An 18,662-nucleotide genomic window follows, 5' to 3' on the forward strand; every position below is an offset into this window, starting at 1 on the left:
ATGAATTTAATGTGTAATGCTGTTTCTATCGTCTATCTTCAGAAAACATTTAATTCCTGAGAGCATGGTGTAGATAAGTAAACGGTAGTTACGTGGCGAATATTTTTTAGCCTCTTTGAAGTTCTGTTTTGCGATGCATGAAGATCCTTTCCAGAAATGTAGATAAGCATGCCCAAAACATAAACGAAATAGCCGTTCGTTCATTTCTTCGCTGGAGATTGTCTTGCCATTCGGACTGGAAAGGCCGAATTCATTAGTAGCCCGTTGCAATACCAAAAGCTCATTGTTAGTGGGGCGTGGTACATTTGTTGTACTGTCTGGGTTGGTGCGATACAGAGCGACTGTGCGGGAAAATTTGTATACTTGCGTTATACGGCTTGCTCTAAGCCAGAAATCGTAATCTTCTCCCGTACGTAAGCTTTCATCAAAACCGCCCAATTTGTCGTAGAGCGAACGTCTGATAACTGCGGTTATGATGTGAATATAGTTATCAAGTAGTAGCTTGTGATAAATCCAGCCGGACAATTCAGCATCGAAGGATGAATCATTTTCATTTGCAACAAATTGTTCAGCCGGTGGATAGCATCCATTTTTACTTGCTAACCATCTTGTGAAGGTTCCATAAATAATACCAATATCCTGGTTTTCCTGTAGAAAAGTTACCTGATCGGCGAGCTTATTTGGTAGCCATACATCGTCACTGTCGAGGAAGGCAATAAATTCGCCTTTTGACTCTCTTATGCCACGGTTGCGTGCTGCCGCCGGCCCTTGGTTTGTTTGAAGAATAACTTTTATAGGTTCCCCAAAATGGCGAGCAAGTTCAGTGCTTTGATCAGTAGACCCATCATCGATAACTATTATTTCAATATTTGGGTACTTCTGAGCAAGAATACTTTGTATTGATTGCTCAATAAAACTTGCGCAATTATAGGCTGGAACAATGACAGATACTAGCGGCATCATATTTGTTATGTGATTCATATTACCAAAAGATGTATGGTTGAAGTTTATGTTTTTCAGCCTCTTTCTGACTCCACTAGTTTAAGCTTGGTGTGCAGCTGATCTAATAAACAACTTTGGTTGCTAGCATTACTAAGTATCGGGTCAGCAGTCGTACTAATTTTTGAGAGCATAGCCGCTGCCGCCTCTATTTCTTGCTGACGGCTACGTTTTTTCCAAGGCTTATCCCATTCGTTTGACCAAATGTGAGCCTTTAATAAATTGCGTTTTACTAAATTTTTGATACGTTCAGTTTTGGTCTTATAATCTTCGATTTGATATACACTTTTAATTGGTAAAGGTTTGTAACTTACGCCTATAGATTGACACCAATCCAGCCATTTAAATGGTAAAATATGCTGATAACATACAACTGGTACCCAAGGTATTCTGTATGCATCTGCTACGATCGCGCCATGCATCGCTTCTGTAATAAGGAGCTTAGAGTGTTGGATAGTTTTAATGACTTCTTTCACGTTAAAAGCAGGGTCTATATATGTGATCCCTGCTAATTTGCATATATCTTTCCAGTTGGCTAGCTCAGTACTATCATGATGTGGCATGAATGATATAAAAGTTGCATCGGTGATGGCTTCTTTAGGATATATTTCTCGGATAAGTATCGCAGGATCAGTAATAGCGGTACTTTCGCTTAACCCTAATAGTTTTGCTGAAAGTGGGCCTCGTACGCAGTAAAAATGCCATTTATCGTCTATTGTAGGTAATTCACCATACCCTACCCCAGAACCGAAAACGATCTTTTTGGGGCTCCATGGAATGCGATGGTTTATTAATGTGCCGATACCAAGAAACAATGTAGAATCATTTCCATCAAAAAAATTTGGAAGTAAATGATTGAATATAATGGGGTTGAGGTCATCTCCAAAATTACCTTTTGGATGAGTATAGTAATAAAGATTCATATTTTGATATTATTAAATTCGGATATTTAGTGCAACGTATATTTTGGTAAAACTATCTGCTGTTCGAGGTCATTTGCGAGAAGATACGCAGCCACTGCGCCACCGGGCAACCCTGACCAGCTACAGCAATGCAGCGGTCCGTCAGGTATGGGCATGTGATACGTCTATTTGCCCTCACTGGTGTGTGGATGGCTCTACGGACTCTACCTGGTTGAAGACATCTACAGATACTAGACCAACGGTTGGGGGGGCTACGATCAGGAATGTGATGAACACGCAGACGGGTTGATGCAGAAAACCGACATGGCCGAACGGTGCTGGAGAACACCGCCGGATCTGCACTCGGATAACGGTGCACCGATGAAGAAATCGACGCTTCTTACCAAGTTGCATGAACTGGGCATAACACTTTCACAAAGACGATCTCTAGTCACCAACTGCAACCAGTATTCGGAGTCCTTGCATTGAATGATGAAGCACTGCCCACAGCCGACAGCAGCTCGCACTAGATTTAGCCGATGAGGATGCCAATCTGACATAAAACATGTCTTTATCCTGAATCCGTAGCTTAACCGCGAATTCAGGTACATGGCTCAACAATGAGCATCGTCATTGCCGACCTCACGTCGTCACACAGACGCAATGGTATTGTGGAGAAGACAAAGGAATTCTCGCAAACGTGAGATCGTGTGTCAGGCTGCAATGGTCGCACAACCGGAGCGATGGTCTAGAATAACTTGCAACAATTCACCGAACTGTTCGGCCATGCTGTACCCGGAACGAACGGGTATGGAGTGCCAAAAGACAGCATGATGAATACGGTTAACACGTAATCTACCTTGAGAAATACAGCTATGAGCAAAAATGCCTAACAACACGCGAAAAAGAAACTTACTTCAGCACGCATTTGTATTGCGCTCTGACAAGCTTGGGCAGAAAGTTTTATATGGAGTAAGTTTTACATTTCTTGGTGTTTTCTTAAGGACGGTATTGACCATTGGCTCGACAGCCATGCTGGCTAGACTACTTACGCCAGTTGATTTTGGCCTTATCGCGATGACAGCAGTAGTAACTGAATTCGCAGTTCTGTTTGGAAATTTTGGCTTTGGTTCGGTCTTAATTCAGCGACGTAGAATAACTAGAATCCAAATAGATACAGTGTTCTGGGCGTCTATATTGTTAGGTTCAGCAATTACCGTCGCTATCTTTTTAAGTTCATTTGTTGCATCTTCATTTTTTAAAGAAGAGGTTATTGGTGAGTTGTTGCGTGTCTTATGTTTAATTTTTTTGTTAACAAATATTACCGTTATTCACAACGTAATCTTAACGCGCACAATGGGGTTTCGTACAATATTTTGGATTGAAATAATTTCAATTTTTATAAGATTAAGCATTGCAGTTTTCTTTGCTTGGGAAGGATATGGTGTTTGGAGCTTTGTTGCTGGTGCATTTGCTGGAGTAATAAGTAAAATTTTATTTAGTCAGGTATTCGTTCGATATTGGCCTCGCTTACGCTTTAACTTAGTATATTTGCGCACAACGTGGAAAACTAGCGCCAGTTATTTTGGTGGTGGGTTTCTTTTTTATGCAAATACGACATTTGACTTGCTACTGATCGGTAGGATGTTAGGTGCAGCTGCTTTAGGTTTTTATCAAAATTCACGTTCGCTTACAGATGAGGTTCGTTATCGTATAGCTGTTCCTTTGCAACGAGTATTATTTCCAGCATTTTCTTCACAGCAAAATGAGCTGTTACATTTGCAAAACTCTGTACGAAGAAGTGGTAGGCTTTTGTCGTGCGTAGTGATCCCTATTGGTTTTGGTATTTCTGCGACTTCACAGGAAATAGTTCCTATTTTGTATGGTCAGAAATGGCTTGATATGATTCCAATTTTGACGTTTCTAGGAATTAATACGGCTATCCGTGCATGTGCCTCGTTGTCAATGCCGATATTTTATTCAATGAATCATGTTTCAATTAATTTTAAATATAATGCTGTAATAACAGCGATAACTTTAATAATGATTATTGCGGCTGTCCCGATGGGAATTGTCGCTGTTTCTGCTGCCGTTGCTATTTCATCAGTTTTATCGATTGTTGTTTATTGGAAAAGTGTAAAGCTGTTAGATATTTCTTTTGTCAGTTTTTTGTCTATGTTCTTGCCGCCACTTATAGCATCTATTCTAATGTGGCTGCTGATTTTTCTATTACGGTACATGTTGCGTGATTTTGACATTGCAACAGGAATAATATTTTCTATTTTAGTAATGGTTGGTGCCTTCATATATTCAGCATTACTTATCCTTTTTTCCCCTAAGATCTATAATGAATTTAAAGATGTTATCTACAAATTAATACATTAGAGTTATGCATTTTATATACAGAAGGGTATTTGGAAATGAGAGGCAGCGCAGATTATGTTTTTAATGAAAATCTTAAATTTAATCCACCGTTAGCTAATGCTAAAAACTACCCGTGTTCAAGATTCTCTATTCTTCCAACGATGAGTTTTTCTGCATTTAAGAAAGGGATTAGTAATTTTCCATCTATATTTATAAGTAGGAAGCCATTTTATTTACAAGGCCGCTACGCAATAGCTAACGCATTGATAAATTCTGGTGTTGAGCCTGCAGCGGCAATTTTACTACCTTCATACCATTGTCGTTCGCTGGTAGAGCCGGCTGTTTTTCTTCGTACAAAAATACTATTTTATCATGTTGATGAAAAATTACGTCCAGATTTGCAGTCAATTGAAGAGTTGGTTGAAAACTCTTTCATGCCAGTAAAGGTGATCATGATTACGCACTATTTTGGGTTTCCTCAGCCGCTTGACTGGATTGTGGAATTTTGCCGTAGGAAAGATATTGTGCTGATTGAAGATTGCGCACATGCTTTTTATGGTTCTGTCAATGGCCAGGCTATTGGGAGTTTTGGCCAGTTTTCTATCGCGAGCCCACGTAAATTTTTACCTGTGGCAGATGGTGGGGTATTAGTAGTTAATCACGGTACTGGAGCAGAGTTACCCATTTTGACCAGTCAAAGTGTAGCTTCCGAACTAAAAGCGGCAGCACGTGCCGGTGTGAGTATCATTGGTAGCCTGAGGAAAAATGGGATAGCCGGTGATGAATTGGTGCATGGCGATGAAATATTAAAATCACCAGAGAATGATGAGGTATATGATTCGGATTTGAAATGGTTTGATCCATCAAAAGTGGGTAAAGCTGGACTTCGTGTGTCAGCTCTGATCATTAATAATACAAATCATGGCTTTGTTTGCGCGCAGCGAAGGAAAAACTACCAACATTGGCTTGATGCAGTAACGGGCTTAATCGGGTGTCGTCCTTTGTTTGAGGAGCTGCCAGACAATGTTGTTCCCTACATGTTCCCGCTCATTATTACGAAGGAACCAAAGATAGCCTTCCATATCTTGAAATTAAACGGGGTTCCTGTGTGGAGGTGGGAGGATATGGCTGTGTCAGATTGCAAGATTGTGAACGACTATAGACAGTCATTGTTGCAGTTACCATGCCATCAAAATATTGCTGGTAATGATATCGACTGGATGGCGTCGGTGCTACGTTTAGCCCTAACTACGGAATCTCATAAATTATAATTATGACGTGGGTAATCGAAAATCTGGAATTATCGTTAAAGGATTATTGTAATGTCTGGGATCGTCTAAATCGTGACATTAATTCGAGCCATCCATTTTATGACTCGCGTTTTATTGACTTGTTACTTAAGCACTATGGAGCTGGTGATGAAAAGCTTTGTATACATCTTGATAGATCTGATTCTATTGATGGTTTGTTAATAGTGAAGAATCGAAAGCCTGGTGTGTGGTCATTGTTTCTCCCATCGCAGGCGCAAATAGCACCGATTCTGATGAAGAATCCGGAAGATCTGAATCGTTTGTTGCCGTACCTGCCTGGATATGCAATTTTGTTAGAAATGCTTAATCAGGATCCAGATTATTCATCAGCATTTAATTTAGGCGCTGAATCTCCCGTCTGTATGCAGAAGCACGCCACAACCATTAAAGTTGATATTATTGGCGATTTTGATAACTATTGGAAAAGCCGTTCAAAAAATCTCCAGAAAAATATTAAGCGTTATCGAAATAGAATTGAAAGCGAAGGCGGTTGCCGTATTGAAGTTCACACAGAAAAAAATCAGCTTATGGCTGCCTTGCACCGTTATGGGGCAATCGAGTCTGCTGGTTGGAAAGGTAAGGTAGGTACTGCTATCCATGCCGATAATACGCAGGGAATGTTTTATTTATCGCTATTACAAAGCTTCGCGGAAGAGAAGGGTGCGATGGTAATGGAGCTATATATAGACGATAAATTAGCGGCATCGCGTTTATGTATTAATAACGATTCAATATTGATAATTCTAAAGACAACTTTTGATGAGGAGTATTCTGCATACGCACCAGGAAGGGTGCTACTTTATTATCTTTTGGAAATGGAATTCCAGGTCAGGCGTGTAAATTCGGTAGAATTTTATACCAATGCTACAGAGGACCAAATTGCATGGTCTACTGGGCAGCGAAGTATTGAACATATTTCGTTATTTCGTAGCCATTTTTTCCTTTCGCTGTATAAATTTCTACAAAATACACGACAGATTTCGCAAAAGAACAGTGAGAAAGTTAACGTAGTGAAGGGTGTTTCTGAAACAACGAAGCAGCTTGTGCTTCGCGAGTTTAATGGTTTCGGGCAGCTAACATCAAATTATCAGTCACTCATAAATAATTTGGAAAAAAAGAGATTTGATCTCGAACTCGATTGGTTCCAGCTTCTTTCATCTACCGGGCTGCAAGAAAAATATGAGGTATTATTAGCAGGTGTGGAAAATGCTGATGGTTGCATAGCAGAGGCAGTAATTCCTCTTATGTATCAGCGTGGGAAATTTAAACTGGAAGCGTTGGGGACTTTCTACACTTCACAATTTCGTCCTTTTATTAGGTCAACAGAAAATAAGGACCCATTGGTTTTCCTGTTCTCTAAGCTACGTACAGACCCACGACGTTTTTCAGTTATGGATATCCATCCATTGCCCTACGATGATGAAATATATGAGGTGATCGTATCGTCTTTGCGTGGCGCAAAGTGGAAAACATTTCGCTACTTCTGTTTTGCAAATTGGTACTTTCCTGTTGACGGACGTAGCTTTGAAGAGTATTCGCAAACATTGCCTTCAGTGTTGCGAAACACGATTCATAGAAAAGGAAAAAGATTTAAAGAAAAGTATTCCGGTACATTTGAGTTGTATGCTAATGATGAGCGCTTGGACAAGGCCATCTCTGATTATGAGGTAATCTACCGTTCAAGCTGGAAAGTGCAGGAACCTTTTCCAGATTTTATTCCGGGTCTTATTCGTTGCTATGCTAAAAAAGGCCAGCTCCGCCTTGCCCTAGCATACGTGAATGGTGAGCCTGCTGCGGCCCAGATCTGGATTGTTAGTCATGGTAGGGCGGCTATCTATAAGCTGGCTTATGATGAGAAGTATTTCAAGCTTTCTGTTGGGACGATTTTAACGAATTTTCTGATGCGACATGTCATCGATGTTGATAGGGTTAAGGAGGTGGATTACCTTAACGGTGATGAAGCCTATAAGCGCGACTGGATGAGTTGCCGGCGCGAAAAGTGGGGTATTGTTGCCTATAATCCATCCACGATTCGCGGGCTTGTGGGAATCGCGAATGAAAATATAAGGAGAGCGTTAAAATTTATTATAAGAAGAAATAAATGATAGTGTTGGATAAATTGCTATCGTTAAACATATTTTGTGATAACTCATTAGCTTAGCCTGTTGCCTGAAAATAGCATGCAAATGCGACCAGAGATTAAATGTTAATTAATGGCCAGGCCTGAACACTAATGCATCATAGCTGATTTTCGGTAGATGAAGGTGTGCCAGGGTTTTCCGGAACATTATTAATCGACTGGCTATTAAGCTTGTAAAAATAGACATTTTCGGTGGTGCGGTTTACTAAGATATAAACATTCTTTGAAGGGATGTAGCGAAACCGGCCATTGACACCACGCCCCTTGGTGCTGGGTATCACAGTATTGGTTGGTGCTGCATCTACCTTTTCCCAGACCCATGTGGTGGGGTCAAGAGTATAAACAGAACTACTTTCTGTCCAGCCAACGAATTTTTTGATGGTTGGATCATAGACAAATCCCGATGCGGATGAATTCTCTAATATGCTATCCCCGCTGGTCGTTGGAATATAAGCGTTCCCATATTTCTGTGTTAGGTCCCAGACCAGTATTTGACGTTGGCCATTATATCCACCCACAGCAACCATTAATCTTCTCTCTGGGTCAATTGCGGCTGTGGCATTGACTTCTAGATATCTGTTGCCGCTACGCGCGGTCCATTGATCTTTTTTGGGATTGTATTCAAATAATTTTCCGCCGCCATAGGTGCCGTGCACCCAGATGTGGCCAGTAGCAGCATCTACGGCAGATATCAAACCGGTTGAATTGCTGATCGATGGATGTTGCGTGCCTCTAGTCCACGTCTTTGTTTCGATATCAAATATGTCTGTTGCTTCATATGACTGTGAAATAATGTCCCAAGGGCAGTTGCTACCCCAAAAGCCTCCAGTGACACGCGTAAAGCTGTCTGTGTTGGGTGAGTATTGTATTTGATTATAGGTGTGAGTTATTGCAGGCTGTCCGTCAGGCATATAGTTTTCACAGGTTGGGGTGCTGGCGCTTGGTTCGGTTATTCTTTCCCACGCAAGCGTATTTGTATCAAATGCATATAATTCATTGCCACCGTAGTCCTGGTGTCCTCCGCCCCAGACCATAAGCCGGTCTCTCTTGGTGTCGTATGCTCCACCACTCCAGGCTTGCATGATTGATGTGGGACCTGAGTTTCCTCGTGTTTCTGCTGGAATCGATGCTGGGTAGACCTGTGATAAATTGGTGTTCGGTACCTCCAACCAATGACCAGGTTGCAAGTCTTCAATTGGGCCTGCACTTACATAGTTGGCAGAGAGTATTAAAAACGAAAAAAGACCTATTTGAGTTGCTTTTGTTGAGGCGAATAGCGACTGTTTGGTTTTAATATTCATCTTCATCTTTTTTACTCGACGTGACTATGCGTGTGACTATCGGTTTAGTTTCTTGGGACGATTGCAAAATTTGGATAAGTAGAATAGTCCGGTTTGACGGAACGGCTATCAAATTTCGCCCATGCCGCTTGCCCATTCTGTATGCTTACATTGGCCGAAACTGCGAGCGCTGGCTGGAGATTTGATGTGTAGCCAGTAGGAAGGTCAGCATACCCTGTCATTTCACCAGTTTGTGTGCCGAGATAATCCGCCATTTGTTGGCTGTCACAGCTTAGTGAAGTTATAGCAGGATCATAACGGTTGTTGTATACCTCGGCCCATGATGTATATACGGGACTTGCAGAATCATTTCGCATATTCAAATTATAAGTTGATGCGAAAATCCAGCAGTATTCTGTATTCAGCATTCGGTTGATGGGAAATTGTGCCTTCCATGCCAGCACTGGTTCTGCATCAGAGAACCCAAGCTCAGCCAGATAGCCCATACTCCAGGTAAAAAAATCATCCATCCAGGGGGCTATGCCGCGGCCGCTGGTGTAAATGAAAGTGTAACCATTCTGTAAAAAACCGAGTTGATTCGGTGGGGTATTGGTTACATATTTATCGTTGTACCAGTCAAGGTTGTATTGAAGGCGCTCAGCAAAGTAGGATTTTAACGGATCACTGTCTGGCGTTATATAAGCTGCCTGACCTAACGCTCTCATCGCCCATGCCTGGCCGCGGACTTGACCCCAACCTAATAACCCTTTGCCGGTTTCACGATAGTTTGGGTTACTTTCGAACATATTATAGTTTGTCCAAAACATGAGTTCTTCAAGATAGTAGTGATCGCCTGTTACCAGGTATGGTAAATAGGTTAATGAGGGTTGGTGAGGCGAATCGTGCCTATAAGGTGTTGCGCAGTCTCCGCTGCAAGCCGGGAACGCTTCATATTGTCCGGTAGAGGAATTATATGTATCACTATAGTTTGCAAGTATGGTCATTTTCGGGTGATCGACCAGTGTAACGGGCAAATTACTGGTTTGATCGCGATAATGAATGCTCCAGCTGCCTGCGCTATCCGCCGTTCCCAGTGTGGTGGCTTTGGCCCGTTTATCCTGGCTCAGTAAATAACGTGTTGTCCAGCGGGGAAGCGGGCCGATATCTGGTGCTGCGCCTGTACCCGGCATATCCGCTCTGGCAAAACCAATCCCCATGGGTTCGGTTTTACTACCCGTCCAATCCGCCTCCATTGATGCAAGGTCTGACTCAGGAATGACCAGGTTTCTGTCATAGCTGGGAATGGCATAACTGTCGATCAGGTAATCAACATCATGTTTAACGTGAATGGCAGGTTCATTGCCACACCAGAAGGTTTTGCGCCAGCGGGCGTGGTGGTAGTGGGTGAGCCCTGTTTTGCTGTAAACGTTGTTGCCGCACAGTGAAACGGTTGCGTCATAGACGAAGTTTTGTGGGTTGGGGACGTAGGCCCAGTTGTTTTCAATGATCACATCTACGCGAACACTATCAAAGCTTGCATAGGCTCGTATATTAAAGCGTGCGGTGAGGTGGGGGTGTTCTGTGCCATCTGCCGCTTTGAGCGGGGCGGATACGATCCATTCGGTGACCTCTGGTCCTGAGAGCCAAGTTTGTGATTGGGTGGTGGTCAGCAGGTCGGCAATGGAAGCGGTATAGGGTGTGCTTGCTACGGTGAGTGAAACCACGCCATCAAAGTTGGTGGCCAGCAAGTCTGCCAGTCTCACGGACTGGGCAACGGGAACGGAATCTACAACGACGATTTCGATATCCTGCTGGCTGTTGGCGGCGAGGGTGGGAATGCGTGTGCTGATGATGGCATGCCGAAGCGATCCATCGGCGTGTGTGGCCTTTTTGGTGACCTGATTCGGCAGGAGTGATTGCGTGCCGGTGGCCAGTCGTACGGCGAGTAATGAGCCTGCGGGGATCTCGCCCGGTTTAAATACCTGCCCGAAGGTCACCGGGACGGAGGTCTGTTCGACACCCGAGAGTTCTTCAATCGTTAAACCCACGACCGTGGCGCCGACCTGTGCGGCCGGTACCGTGCCGCCTGAGTAGGTACCACCGGTGTAGGGATCGGTGGTTGGGGCTGGAGCGGGTGCCGGAGCCGGATCATTATTCGTATTGCCTGATGGTGCGGGGGTGGCTGCTGGTGTGGTATCCGTTCCACCGCCGCCGCCTCCGCAACCCCACAGTGTGGCGGTCAGTGCGGCAATAATAATGAGTCTGGTTTTATTCATGGTCATGGCTTTGTGTGCTTCCGTATGTTTTCGGTTTTATCCGCGGAAAATTGAGCGCGAAGAAGTTAAGGCAATTGTGTGCAGGTGGCTGTTGAGGCCGCTGACAGTCCCACGCCGTTATAGGCTTTGACGGTGAAGCACGCCTGGGTGCTGTTGAGGGGTAAGGCATTGAGGATGGCGTCACCGCCCAGCTCGACCTCAGGGTTGGCCGGGTTCCAGTCTGTCGCATTGCGCACCAGGATCTTCGCCAGTTCATCGGTGGTGTCCGCAGTGGGGCCCACGTACACGGTGTAGCCTGCGGGGTCGTCGGTATTGGCGGGCCAGGAAACGGTGATGCTAAAGGCGCTGGCGACGACGGTGGCGGTGACCGCGGTGCTGTCAAGGCTGCCGTCATTGACGATCAGCTGTACTTGATAGTCGCCGCCGATGTCTGCGGTGAAGGAGGGGTTTGCAATGTTGGCGTTACTGAAATAGGCCTGACTTCCGGCCGGGCGGCTGAGGAAACGCCATTGATAAAAGAGGGTGTCATTATTCGGGTCGGTGCTGCCTGCGCCATTTAGTTGTACGACGCTGTTCAATGCGGCTACGGGAACATTGGCGATATTGGCGGTGGGTGCAATGTTGCCCAGCGCGGCGGTGATAACGCCACTTTGTGTGACTTGATCGAGTCCATCGTCAACCACCAGTTGCACGGTGTAACTGCCTATGACATCGGGCGTAAAGGTAGCGTCGGGTTGGTCGGCACTGTCCAGTAATGCTGCGCTGCCGGAAGGGGTCGCTGTGATGGTCCAGTTGAACTGAAGTGTGTCGCCATCGGGATCGCTCGCGCTGGCGGTTAGGTTTACCGGTGTGCCGACCGCTGCGCTGGAGATAATCGTTGTTGAGACGCTGGGGATGGTGTTTCCACCTCCGAAATCGATATTGCCGGTATTGCCGCTGCCGTTGGAGGTGCTGCCATCACTACTGGCGCCGCCACCGCCGCCGCAGGCCTGTAATAGTGTAATGATGAGAATGGTATAAAAACTCTTTAGAATCATGCCACTAATGAGTCTTTTATTATTTTTATTATTGTCATTCGTGGCCGTCTGATGGTTAAACACGATTTCTGACAGAGTAAACCTATCTCGATTCGGTTTGGTTCCATGAAATTTCATTTTTTTGCTCATAGCGTTGCCGGGGGCCATATCCGATGTTGTTTATTTGTTGACCAGACTATCGGCCTTCGTTGTTACGACTGAAGTGATGCACGTCACAGGAAGTGATGCGCGTCACAGGCCCTTTATGAGCTGTGTGCGCGCCGTCACAGGTTGGCGGTTTATGCGCCGGGGGCATCTAGAAGGTGATTTGAGGGGTTTGTACGGCGGTTTTCTGAGGCGGTTTTGTTAATAGATTTGGATGGTGTGATAATACGCGGGTATGGCCTCATGCCTGTAGGAGGCCAGCCCCCTGGCCGATTGTTGGGGTTGGTGGCGTAGTGGGGCAGTAGCGGAATATCAATAGCAGTGGGACATCAACAGAGGAAAAGCAGGTAATGACGATGCTCGAAGACGTTAGGGCGATATTAAAAGATTCTTTGCAGCTGGCAGAGCGGGCGGCGAGTTTGCACGAGGATTCTGGATTGCTGGGTGAATTACCTGAGCTGGATTCTATGGCCGTGGTGACGATTATCACGGCACTGGAGGATCGGTATGGTTTCGTGGTGGAAGATGACGAGATTTCTGCGGAAACCTTTGAGACATTAGGCTCGCTGGCACGCTTTGTTGAAAACAAGGTCAACGAATAGTTTGTTTCAATGAAAGCAGCAGTTCTATCTCCATTTTTCCTGCCGGGTTCGGCGGGTCAACTCTTTTCCCTCTATTTCAGACCGGGTCAGGAAGGGCATCCCGAGCACTTTATTTTGCTTTTCCCCCCTTTTGCGGAAGAGCTGAATAAGGCCCGAAGGATGCTGTCACTACAGGCGCGCAAGTTTGCCGCAATGGGTTATGGCGTGCTGCTGGTGGATTATTATGGGACGGGCGATAGCGCGGGCAACTTTGGGGATGCGACCTGGGCGATCTGGCAAGAAGACCTTGGCGCCATCGTCGCCTGGCTTGAGCAGGCGGGCGCCAAACAGGTTTCTCTGTGGGGGCTGCGGTTAGGCGCCATGGTTGCCATGCACTCGCTTCCACGGTTGCGCGACAGATTGGGGGACAGGCTCAATCGTATCCTGTTGTGGCAGCCCTCTCTCCGTGGCGATCAGCTGATGACTCAGTTTCTACGTCTGCGACTGGCCGCCGATATGATCGGTGCCGGCAGCAAAGTCACTGTGCAGGATTTGCGCGACCAGTTGGCTGCGGGTGGCCACGTGGAAGTGGCGGGCTATGAGCTGTCGCCTGGACTGGTCGAGGGGCTGGATAGCCTCAACATGCTGAATCTGGGGGCCGCCGAATCACCCCCTGTTGAATGGTTTGAGGTGGTTAGTTCAGAAGACCAGCCGCTGAGTCCGGCCAGCCAAAAGGTGCTGGGTGCATGGCGAGATGCGGGTATGCAGGTGTCGACGCATACGGCCATGGGTGAACCATTTTGGGTGACGCCGGAGATCACGGTGCTGCCTGCATTGCTGGAAAAGACCTCAGCGCTTATGCAGAGAGATGATAGTGGGCGTTAAGGAAATTCCCTTTGTGTTTGATTGCCGGGGCGAGTCACTGGTGGGTATTTTGCATCAGCCACGAGATGTAGCCCGTATAGGTGTGCTGATTGTGGTGGGTGGACCGCAGTATCGAGTGGGCAGTCATCGCCAGTTCTTATTGCTGGCACGCGCCTTGTCGGCGCAGGGTTTTCCGGTGTTGCGTTTCGATTATCGGGCCATGGGAGACGCGGAGGGTGATGGGGTCGATTTCGCAGACGTTGACACTGATATCGCCGCAGCCATTGATCAGTTTTACAAAAGAATGCCAGAGATGCAGGGTGTTGTTATCTGGGGGTTGTGTGACGCAGCCTCAGCGGCGATTTTTTATGCCTATAAAGATTCGCGTGTGAAAAGGCTGGTGCTTCTGAATCCCTGGGTGCGTACCGAATCGGGTGAGGCAAAGGCATATCTCAAGCATTATTATCTGGCCCGTTTGTGCAGTGGCGCTTTCTGGAAGAAACTATTTTCCGGCCAATGGAAAGTGTGGGAATCTGCGCGGTCATTTCTGGGCATGCTTAAAAAAAGCAAAATATCCAATTCATCGCTAAGTTCCCGTGATGAAGTATTGAATAGCGATGCGCCATTGCCGGAACGTATGGCTGAAGGTCTGCGGCGTTTTAATGGCGAAGTGTTGTTTGTTTTGAGCGGCAAGAACGATTACGTGGCCTGTGAGTTTCGCGATATGGTAGCGGTATCGGCTGACTGGCAAGCGTTGCTATCGCGGGACGGCGTTCAGCTTAAAACGCTGCCAGAGGCAAACCATACTTTTTCATCAGCGCAGTGGCGTGACCAGGTTGGTCTATGGACATTGACCTGGCTGGATGACCTGTCTACAAAATAAAATAGTCTACGCTTTCCTGCAGAGGCTGATATTTTGACTCTCGCTTGTATCATTTGTGACCCTTTGAATCAATGAATGCTGTGGTGTGGTAATGAGGACCTGCGGTAAGGGGCCGCAGCTTTTACTGAAGGATTATTGCCCGCATATGAAAATTAAACTCACTTCTCTACGCCAGTATTTGCTAAGCCACTGTTCGGCGCTGGTGCTCTGCGTTGGCTTATTGCCCGCGGCCTACGCCGAAGTTCTTTCGGTGGGGCCGGGGAAGCAGTTTATTTCACCGGCTGTGGCAGCCACCTTTGCGGTTGATGGCGATATCGTGGAAATTGACGGGAGCGGCATTTATCAGGGTGATGTCGCTATCTGGAAACAGAACAATCTGATCATACGGGGTATTAACGGACGGCCGCACCTGCAGGCCGCTGGTAAAAGCGCCGGTCAGAAAGGCATTTGGGTTATTAAGGGTAATAATGTCCTGGTCGAAAATGTCGAATTCTCTGGTGCGAAAGTGCCGGACAAAAATGGCGCCGGGATAAGGCTGGAGGGAACGCATTTAACTATCAGGAACTGTTATTTCCATCACAATGAAAATGGCATCCTCTCGGGAAAGGACAAGGAGAGCATTATCCTGATTGAGCATTCTGAATTTCAGGAAAATGGTGCGGGTGATGGCCAAAGTCACAACATCTACATTGGGGCCATCAAAGAGCTTGTCTTACGTTTCAATACGTTCAGAGGGGCAAAGATTGGTCACAATGTCAAAAGCAGGGCCGCCAGAAATATTATCAAGTACAACATCATTCGTGATGGCGCTAACGGCACAGCCAGTTATCAGGTTGATCTCTCCAATGGCGGTTACTCTGTTTTGGTCGGCAATTCCATTCAGCAGGGGCAGTATGCGGAGAATTATTCACTAATCGCCTATGGAATGGAGGGGCTGAAGAACAGTGATAATCGCCTGTATATGGCCAACAACACACTGGTGAACGATCGACACAACGGGGTGTTTGTGAAAACCGCCAAAGGCTCCGAGGCATGGTTGTATAACAATCTTTTTGTGGGAAAGGGAAAAATGCTCGAGGGACCGGCACAGGCATCCTTTAATCTTGCCACCGAGTCCCCGGGCTTTGTGGCACGCATGCGGGGTGATTATCGACTGACGGCAGACTCGCCATCTATTGATAAAGGCAGCGCTGAGGTGTTGTCGGGAGAAAATGATTTATTGCCCAGATATCTTCCCTCCAAGGATCTGCCGCTGTTGACACGGGATATTCAGGGAGCACTGGATATCGGGGCCTATGAATTTCGGGTTTTAGACTAATACCTCCACCGCAGCAGGGTGGCTCAAAATGCCCTGCGGGCTTGCACTAAACCCATACGCTCCAGATTGCAGCAATGTAGGGCGCACAATAACCGCAGGGCATTGCGCCGCATGCCTGGCCATACCTGGCCAGGATCAGCTCAATGACTCGATTAGGAATTCACTCTCCTGCCATGGCATTGATCGGTTACTTTTTTATGGTGGATGTTGAACCGAATAATCAAGAGGATTGGACTTGGGGCATGTTCCATACGGCGCAATGCCCTTCGGTTATTGCGCCTTACGCACTGAGTTCGCGCTTACGCCAACACCTCCACCGCTGCAGGGTGGCTCAAAAAGCCCTGTGGCCCTACGAATTCCGCTCTTGAAGGCTGTTTCCACAAGGCGACAGTGTCGGGTAATTTTACAGTCAGGGCAAATGGTCTGACGTTGCTGGGTGGAGTTGTCCCTGTTGGCGACAAAAGTGCGCAGCATCTTTTTTTGAGCGAGGCACGCCCCCGGTGTCATGAGAGACAACGTTGAGCAGCAATTGTTTTAATAAGCGCTGGCACTGGCGAACACTTAGCTCAATGACATAGTGGCGTGCCAGATATGTTTTCAATAACTTGCCACTCCACACATACCGGCCATACCCCAGTCCCAGTTCAGAGGGGGTTCTTAAGATATCGCCTTGCAGTTGGCTCATCTGGTCGTCTCGTACCTTTCTGGGGCGTCCCGTTTTCTGTTCATCCCATAGACCCACCAAACCGTATTCACAAAAGCAGGAAACCCAACGCTCCATAGTGCTTGGGTGTTCCCCGAACCATTTAGCGACCTGATAACAACTGCAACCTTGTGCCACCAACTGCATACAATGCAAGCGGTGGAGATAGCGAAATTCAGGAGTGGATCTCGCTTCTCCTCTGAGCGCAGATTTCAAAACAGTCGTATCCGTAACTTCCAGTTTACGCATAATCCTTAATCCCTTTGGAGTCGATCAAAATAAACACTACTGCTACCAGCAGTAACCATAGATCATCGCGTCGGACTATCCAGCTTTCTGCAAAACTTTTGTCGTCACTACACAAAGGCTATGGCTGGCATTAAGTTTGCTAGTATGGCTGGAGGGAGATTCAGGATGTGTAATTGGATCTGTCTGCGTAGTTTCTATTGGCATTAGGACGATGCGCGTCATTACATGGCATACCCTTGTCATAACTGGAATGAACAAACTTACTTAAGGAGGAGCAGAAAATGTTCTCAAGGACAACAAGATTATTATTTTGGCTTTTTGCATCATTTGTGCTGGCCCTGCCAGCATTCTCGAGTCCAATAACGGTGCAGTCTGTATTGTTTGATTGTGACGGCGATGTGCTGACCGTTGGGCCTCTGTATGGTACGTCTGGAAATTGTTCTTCACCGATGCAAAATGGGACAGCCGATGGGTCTGGATCTCTTGTGAACGGCGACTTCACGATACTTGAGTTTGAAACCGATCCGTCCGACCCGATAGGAGACGGAATTGATGAATGGACTAGAGGTATCTTTGATTTTCGAAGCGATGCAGCCTATTCAGACTTCAGCAACCTGTTGGCAGAACCTCACGGAAAAATCTTTGCCGCAACGTTATCTCTCGTACTAACGCCGAGGGACTTTCTCTTCACTACCGACCAATTCAACCTTGAGAACTCCACGTTCATTGGAAGCCCTCAGATTTCCGATCTATTCAATGATCCGGCAAATCCACTGTTATCGAATAATATTTCGAAGATAGTAACGCTTGATTTGCTCAATTTTTATTCTCAACAACAACTCGAGAATTACCTCTCTGGCGGAATAGGTGATTTTGTCAATGATGGACGAATTTTACTGACGTATGGCGACGATGCGATTGTATCGGGTGCAGCTTTACGGATTACGGCAAACATTCCGGAGCCAGGTACACTTGCCTTATTTTCTCTGGGCTTGCTGTCAGTCTTTGCAGTTCGTCGCAGAAAACTCAAAAATGGCTAGTGATTCTTACTCGGAAACCCTCATACAGCCATGAGTGTAGTCATGTAGGGTGGGCACCCGACATCTGGGTTGCCCACACAAGTCATCTGTCTATCCAGGACCGTAGGGTACAATAAGCGAAGCGCATTGGGCCGCATGTCTGGCCATACCTGGCCAGGATCATCTCAATGACTCGATTAGGAATTTACTCCCCTGCCACGGCGTTGACCGGTTACTTTTTTTACGGTGGATGTTGAACCGAACAATCAAGCGGATCAGGCTTGGGGCATATTCCATTCGGCGCAATGCCCTGCGGTTATTGCGCCCTACGCACCGAGCAATGTAGGCGCAATAATCGCAGGGCATTGTGCCGTATGAAACATCTCCCAAACGCAAAATCGTTTCGGTTGTCCGGAAGAAATAACTCACAGCAATGTAGCAATGTAGGGCGCAATAACCGAAGGGCATTGCGCCGCATGCCTGGCCATACCTGGCCAGGATCAGCTCAATGACTCGATTAGGAATTCACTCTCCTGCCACGGCGTTGACCGGTTACTTTTTTTACGGTGGATGTTGAACCAAACAATCAAGAG

At 46.4% G+C, this 18,662-nt stretch carries 14 protein-coding genes; 8 read left to right on the forward strand and 6 right to left on the reverse strand.

Going from position 1 to position 18,662, the window contains the following annotated elements; translation table 11 throughout:
* Positions 1-6: 6 nt before the first annotated feature.
* Both RRB22_01435 and RRB22_01440 read right to left on the reverse strand, forming a co-directional pair.
* A complete protein-coding gene (locus tag RRB22_01435; GenBank protein MDT8383057.1) occupies positions 7-963 on the reverse strand; it encodes a glycosyltransferase in 957 nt (318 codons plus the stop codon).
* A gap of 53 nt (positions 964-1,016) precedes the next feature.
* Entirely contained in the window at positions 1,017-1,922 is a 906-nt protein-coding gene (locus RRB22_01440) for a polysaccharide pyruvyl transferase family protein (protein ID MDT8383058.1), read from the reverse strand.
* A gap of 864 nt (positions 1,923-2,786) precedes the next feature.
* Here RRB22_01440 and RRB22_01445 point away from each other — a divergent pair.
* Genes RRB22_01445 through RRB22_01455 form a run of 3 tightly spaced genes read left to right on the forward strand, consistent with a single transcriptional unit; the run spans position 2,787 to position 7,680 of the window.
* Positions 2,787-4,286, forward strand: coding sequence for a lipopolysaccharide biosynthesis protein (locus RRB22_01445; protein MDT8383059.1), 1,500 nt, complete (start codon positions 2,787-2,789; stop codon positions 4,284-4,286).
* Between the two features lie 35 nt (positions 4,287-4,321).
* Positions 4,322-5,536 (forward strand): DegT/DnrJ/EryC1/StrS family aminotransferase, encoded by a 1,215-nt coding sequence (locus RRB22_01450; protein ID MDT8383060.1) that lies wholly within the window; start codon positions 4,322-4,324, stop codon positions 5,534-5,536.
* Between the two features lie 2 nt (positions 5,537-5,538).
* Entirely contained in the window at positions 5,539-7,680 is a 2,142-nt protein-coding gene (locus RRB22_01455; GenBank protein MDT8383061.1) for a GNAT family N-acetyltransferase, read from the forward strand.
* 133 nt (positions 7,681-7,813) lie between these two features.
* On the opposite strand, the gene RRB22_01460 is transcribed toward RRB22_01455, so the two are convergent.
* Genes RRB22_01460 through RRB22_01470 form a run of 3 tightly spaced genes read right to left on the reverse strand, consistent with a single transcriptional unit; the run spans position 7,814 to position 12,308 of the window.
* A complete protein-coding gene (locus RRB22_01460) occupies positions 7,814-9,022 on the reverse strand; it encodes a hypothetical protein (GenBank protein ID MDT8383062.1) in 1,209 nt (402 codons plus the stop codon).
* A 38-nt stretch (positions 9,023-9,060) separates the two neighbouring features.
* Positions 9,061-11,277, reverse strand: a complete 2,217-nt coding sequence (locus RRB22_01465) for a hypothetical protein (GenBank protein ID MDT8383063.1) — start codon at positions 11,275-11,277, stop codon at positions 9,061-9,063.
* A gap of 59 nt (positions 11,278-11,336) precedes the next feature.
* Positions 11,337-12,308, reverse strand: a complete 972-nt coding sequence (locus RRB22_01470; GenBank protein MDT8383064.1) for a PKD domain-containing protein — start codon at positions 12,306-12,308, stop codon at positions 11,337-11,339.
* Positions 12,309-12,802: 494 nt separating this feature from the next.
* On the opposite strand from RRB22_01470, the gene RRB22_01475 reads away from it, so the two are divergent.
* The 4 genes from RRB22_01475 (at position 12,803) to RRB22_01490 (ending at position 16,098) form a co-directional block, all read left to right on the forward strand.
* The gene (locus tag RRB22_01475) at positions 12,803-13,054 is read left to right on the forward strand and encodes an acyl carrier protein (protein ID MDT8383065.1); all 252 of its coding nucleotides are present in this window, start codon (positions 12,803-12,805) and stop codon (positions 13,052-13,054) included.
* 9 nt (positions 13,055-13,063) lie between these two features.
* The gene (locus RRB22_01480; protein MDT8383066.1) at positions 13,064-13,918 is read left to right on the forward strand and encodes a hydrolase 2, exosortase A system-associated; all 855 of its coding nucleotides are present in this window, start codon (positions 13,064-13,066) and stop codon (positions 13,916-13,918) included.
* A complete protein-coding gene (locus RRB22_01485) occupies positions 13,902-14,780 on the forward strand; it encodes a hydrolase 1, exosortase A system-associated (protein ID MDT8383067.1) in 879 nt (292 codons plus the stop codon). The genes RRB22_01480 and RRB22_01485 overlap by 17 nt, the downstream gene beginning before the upstream one ends.
* A 145-nt stretch (positions 14,781-14,925) precedes the next feature.
* Positions 14,926-16,098: a right-handed parallel beta-helix repeat-containing protein gene (locus RRB22_01490; protein MDT8383068.1), complete on the forward strand. Its 1,173-nt coding sequence runs from the start codon at positions 14,926-14,928 to the stop codon at positions 16,096-16,098.
* Between the two features lie 409 nt (positions 16,099-16,507).
* On the opposite strand, the gene RRB22_01495 is transcribed toward RRB22_01490, so the two are convergent.
* Positions 16,508-17,050, reverse strand: a complete 543-nt coding sequence (locus RRB22_01495; GenBank protein MDT8383069.1) for a helix-turn-helix domain-containing protein — start codon at positions 17,048-17,050, stop codon at positions 16,508-16,510.
* A gap of 281 nt (positions 17,051-17,331) precedes the next feature.
* Between RRB22_01495 and RRB22_01500 the strand changes: the two genes are divergently transcribed.
* Positions 17,332-18,090 carry a PEP-CTERM sorting domain-containing protein gene (locus RRB22_01500; protein MDT8383070.1) on the forward strand — a complete coding sequence of 253 codons (759 nt, stop codon included), beginning with the start codon at positions 17,332-17,334 and terminating at the stop codon, positions 18,088-18,090.
* The last annotated feature ends 572 nt before the right edge of the window (positions 18,091-18,662 follow it).

The organism is Gammaproteobacteria bacterium (assembly GCA_032250735.1).
In the GTDB taxonomy this organism is placed as follows: domain Bacteria; phylum Pseudomonadota; class Gammaproteobacteria; order SZUA-152; family SZUA-152; genus SZUA-152.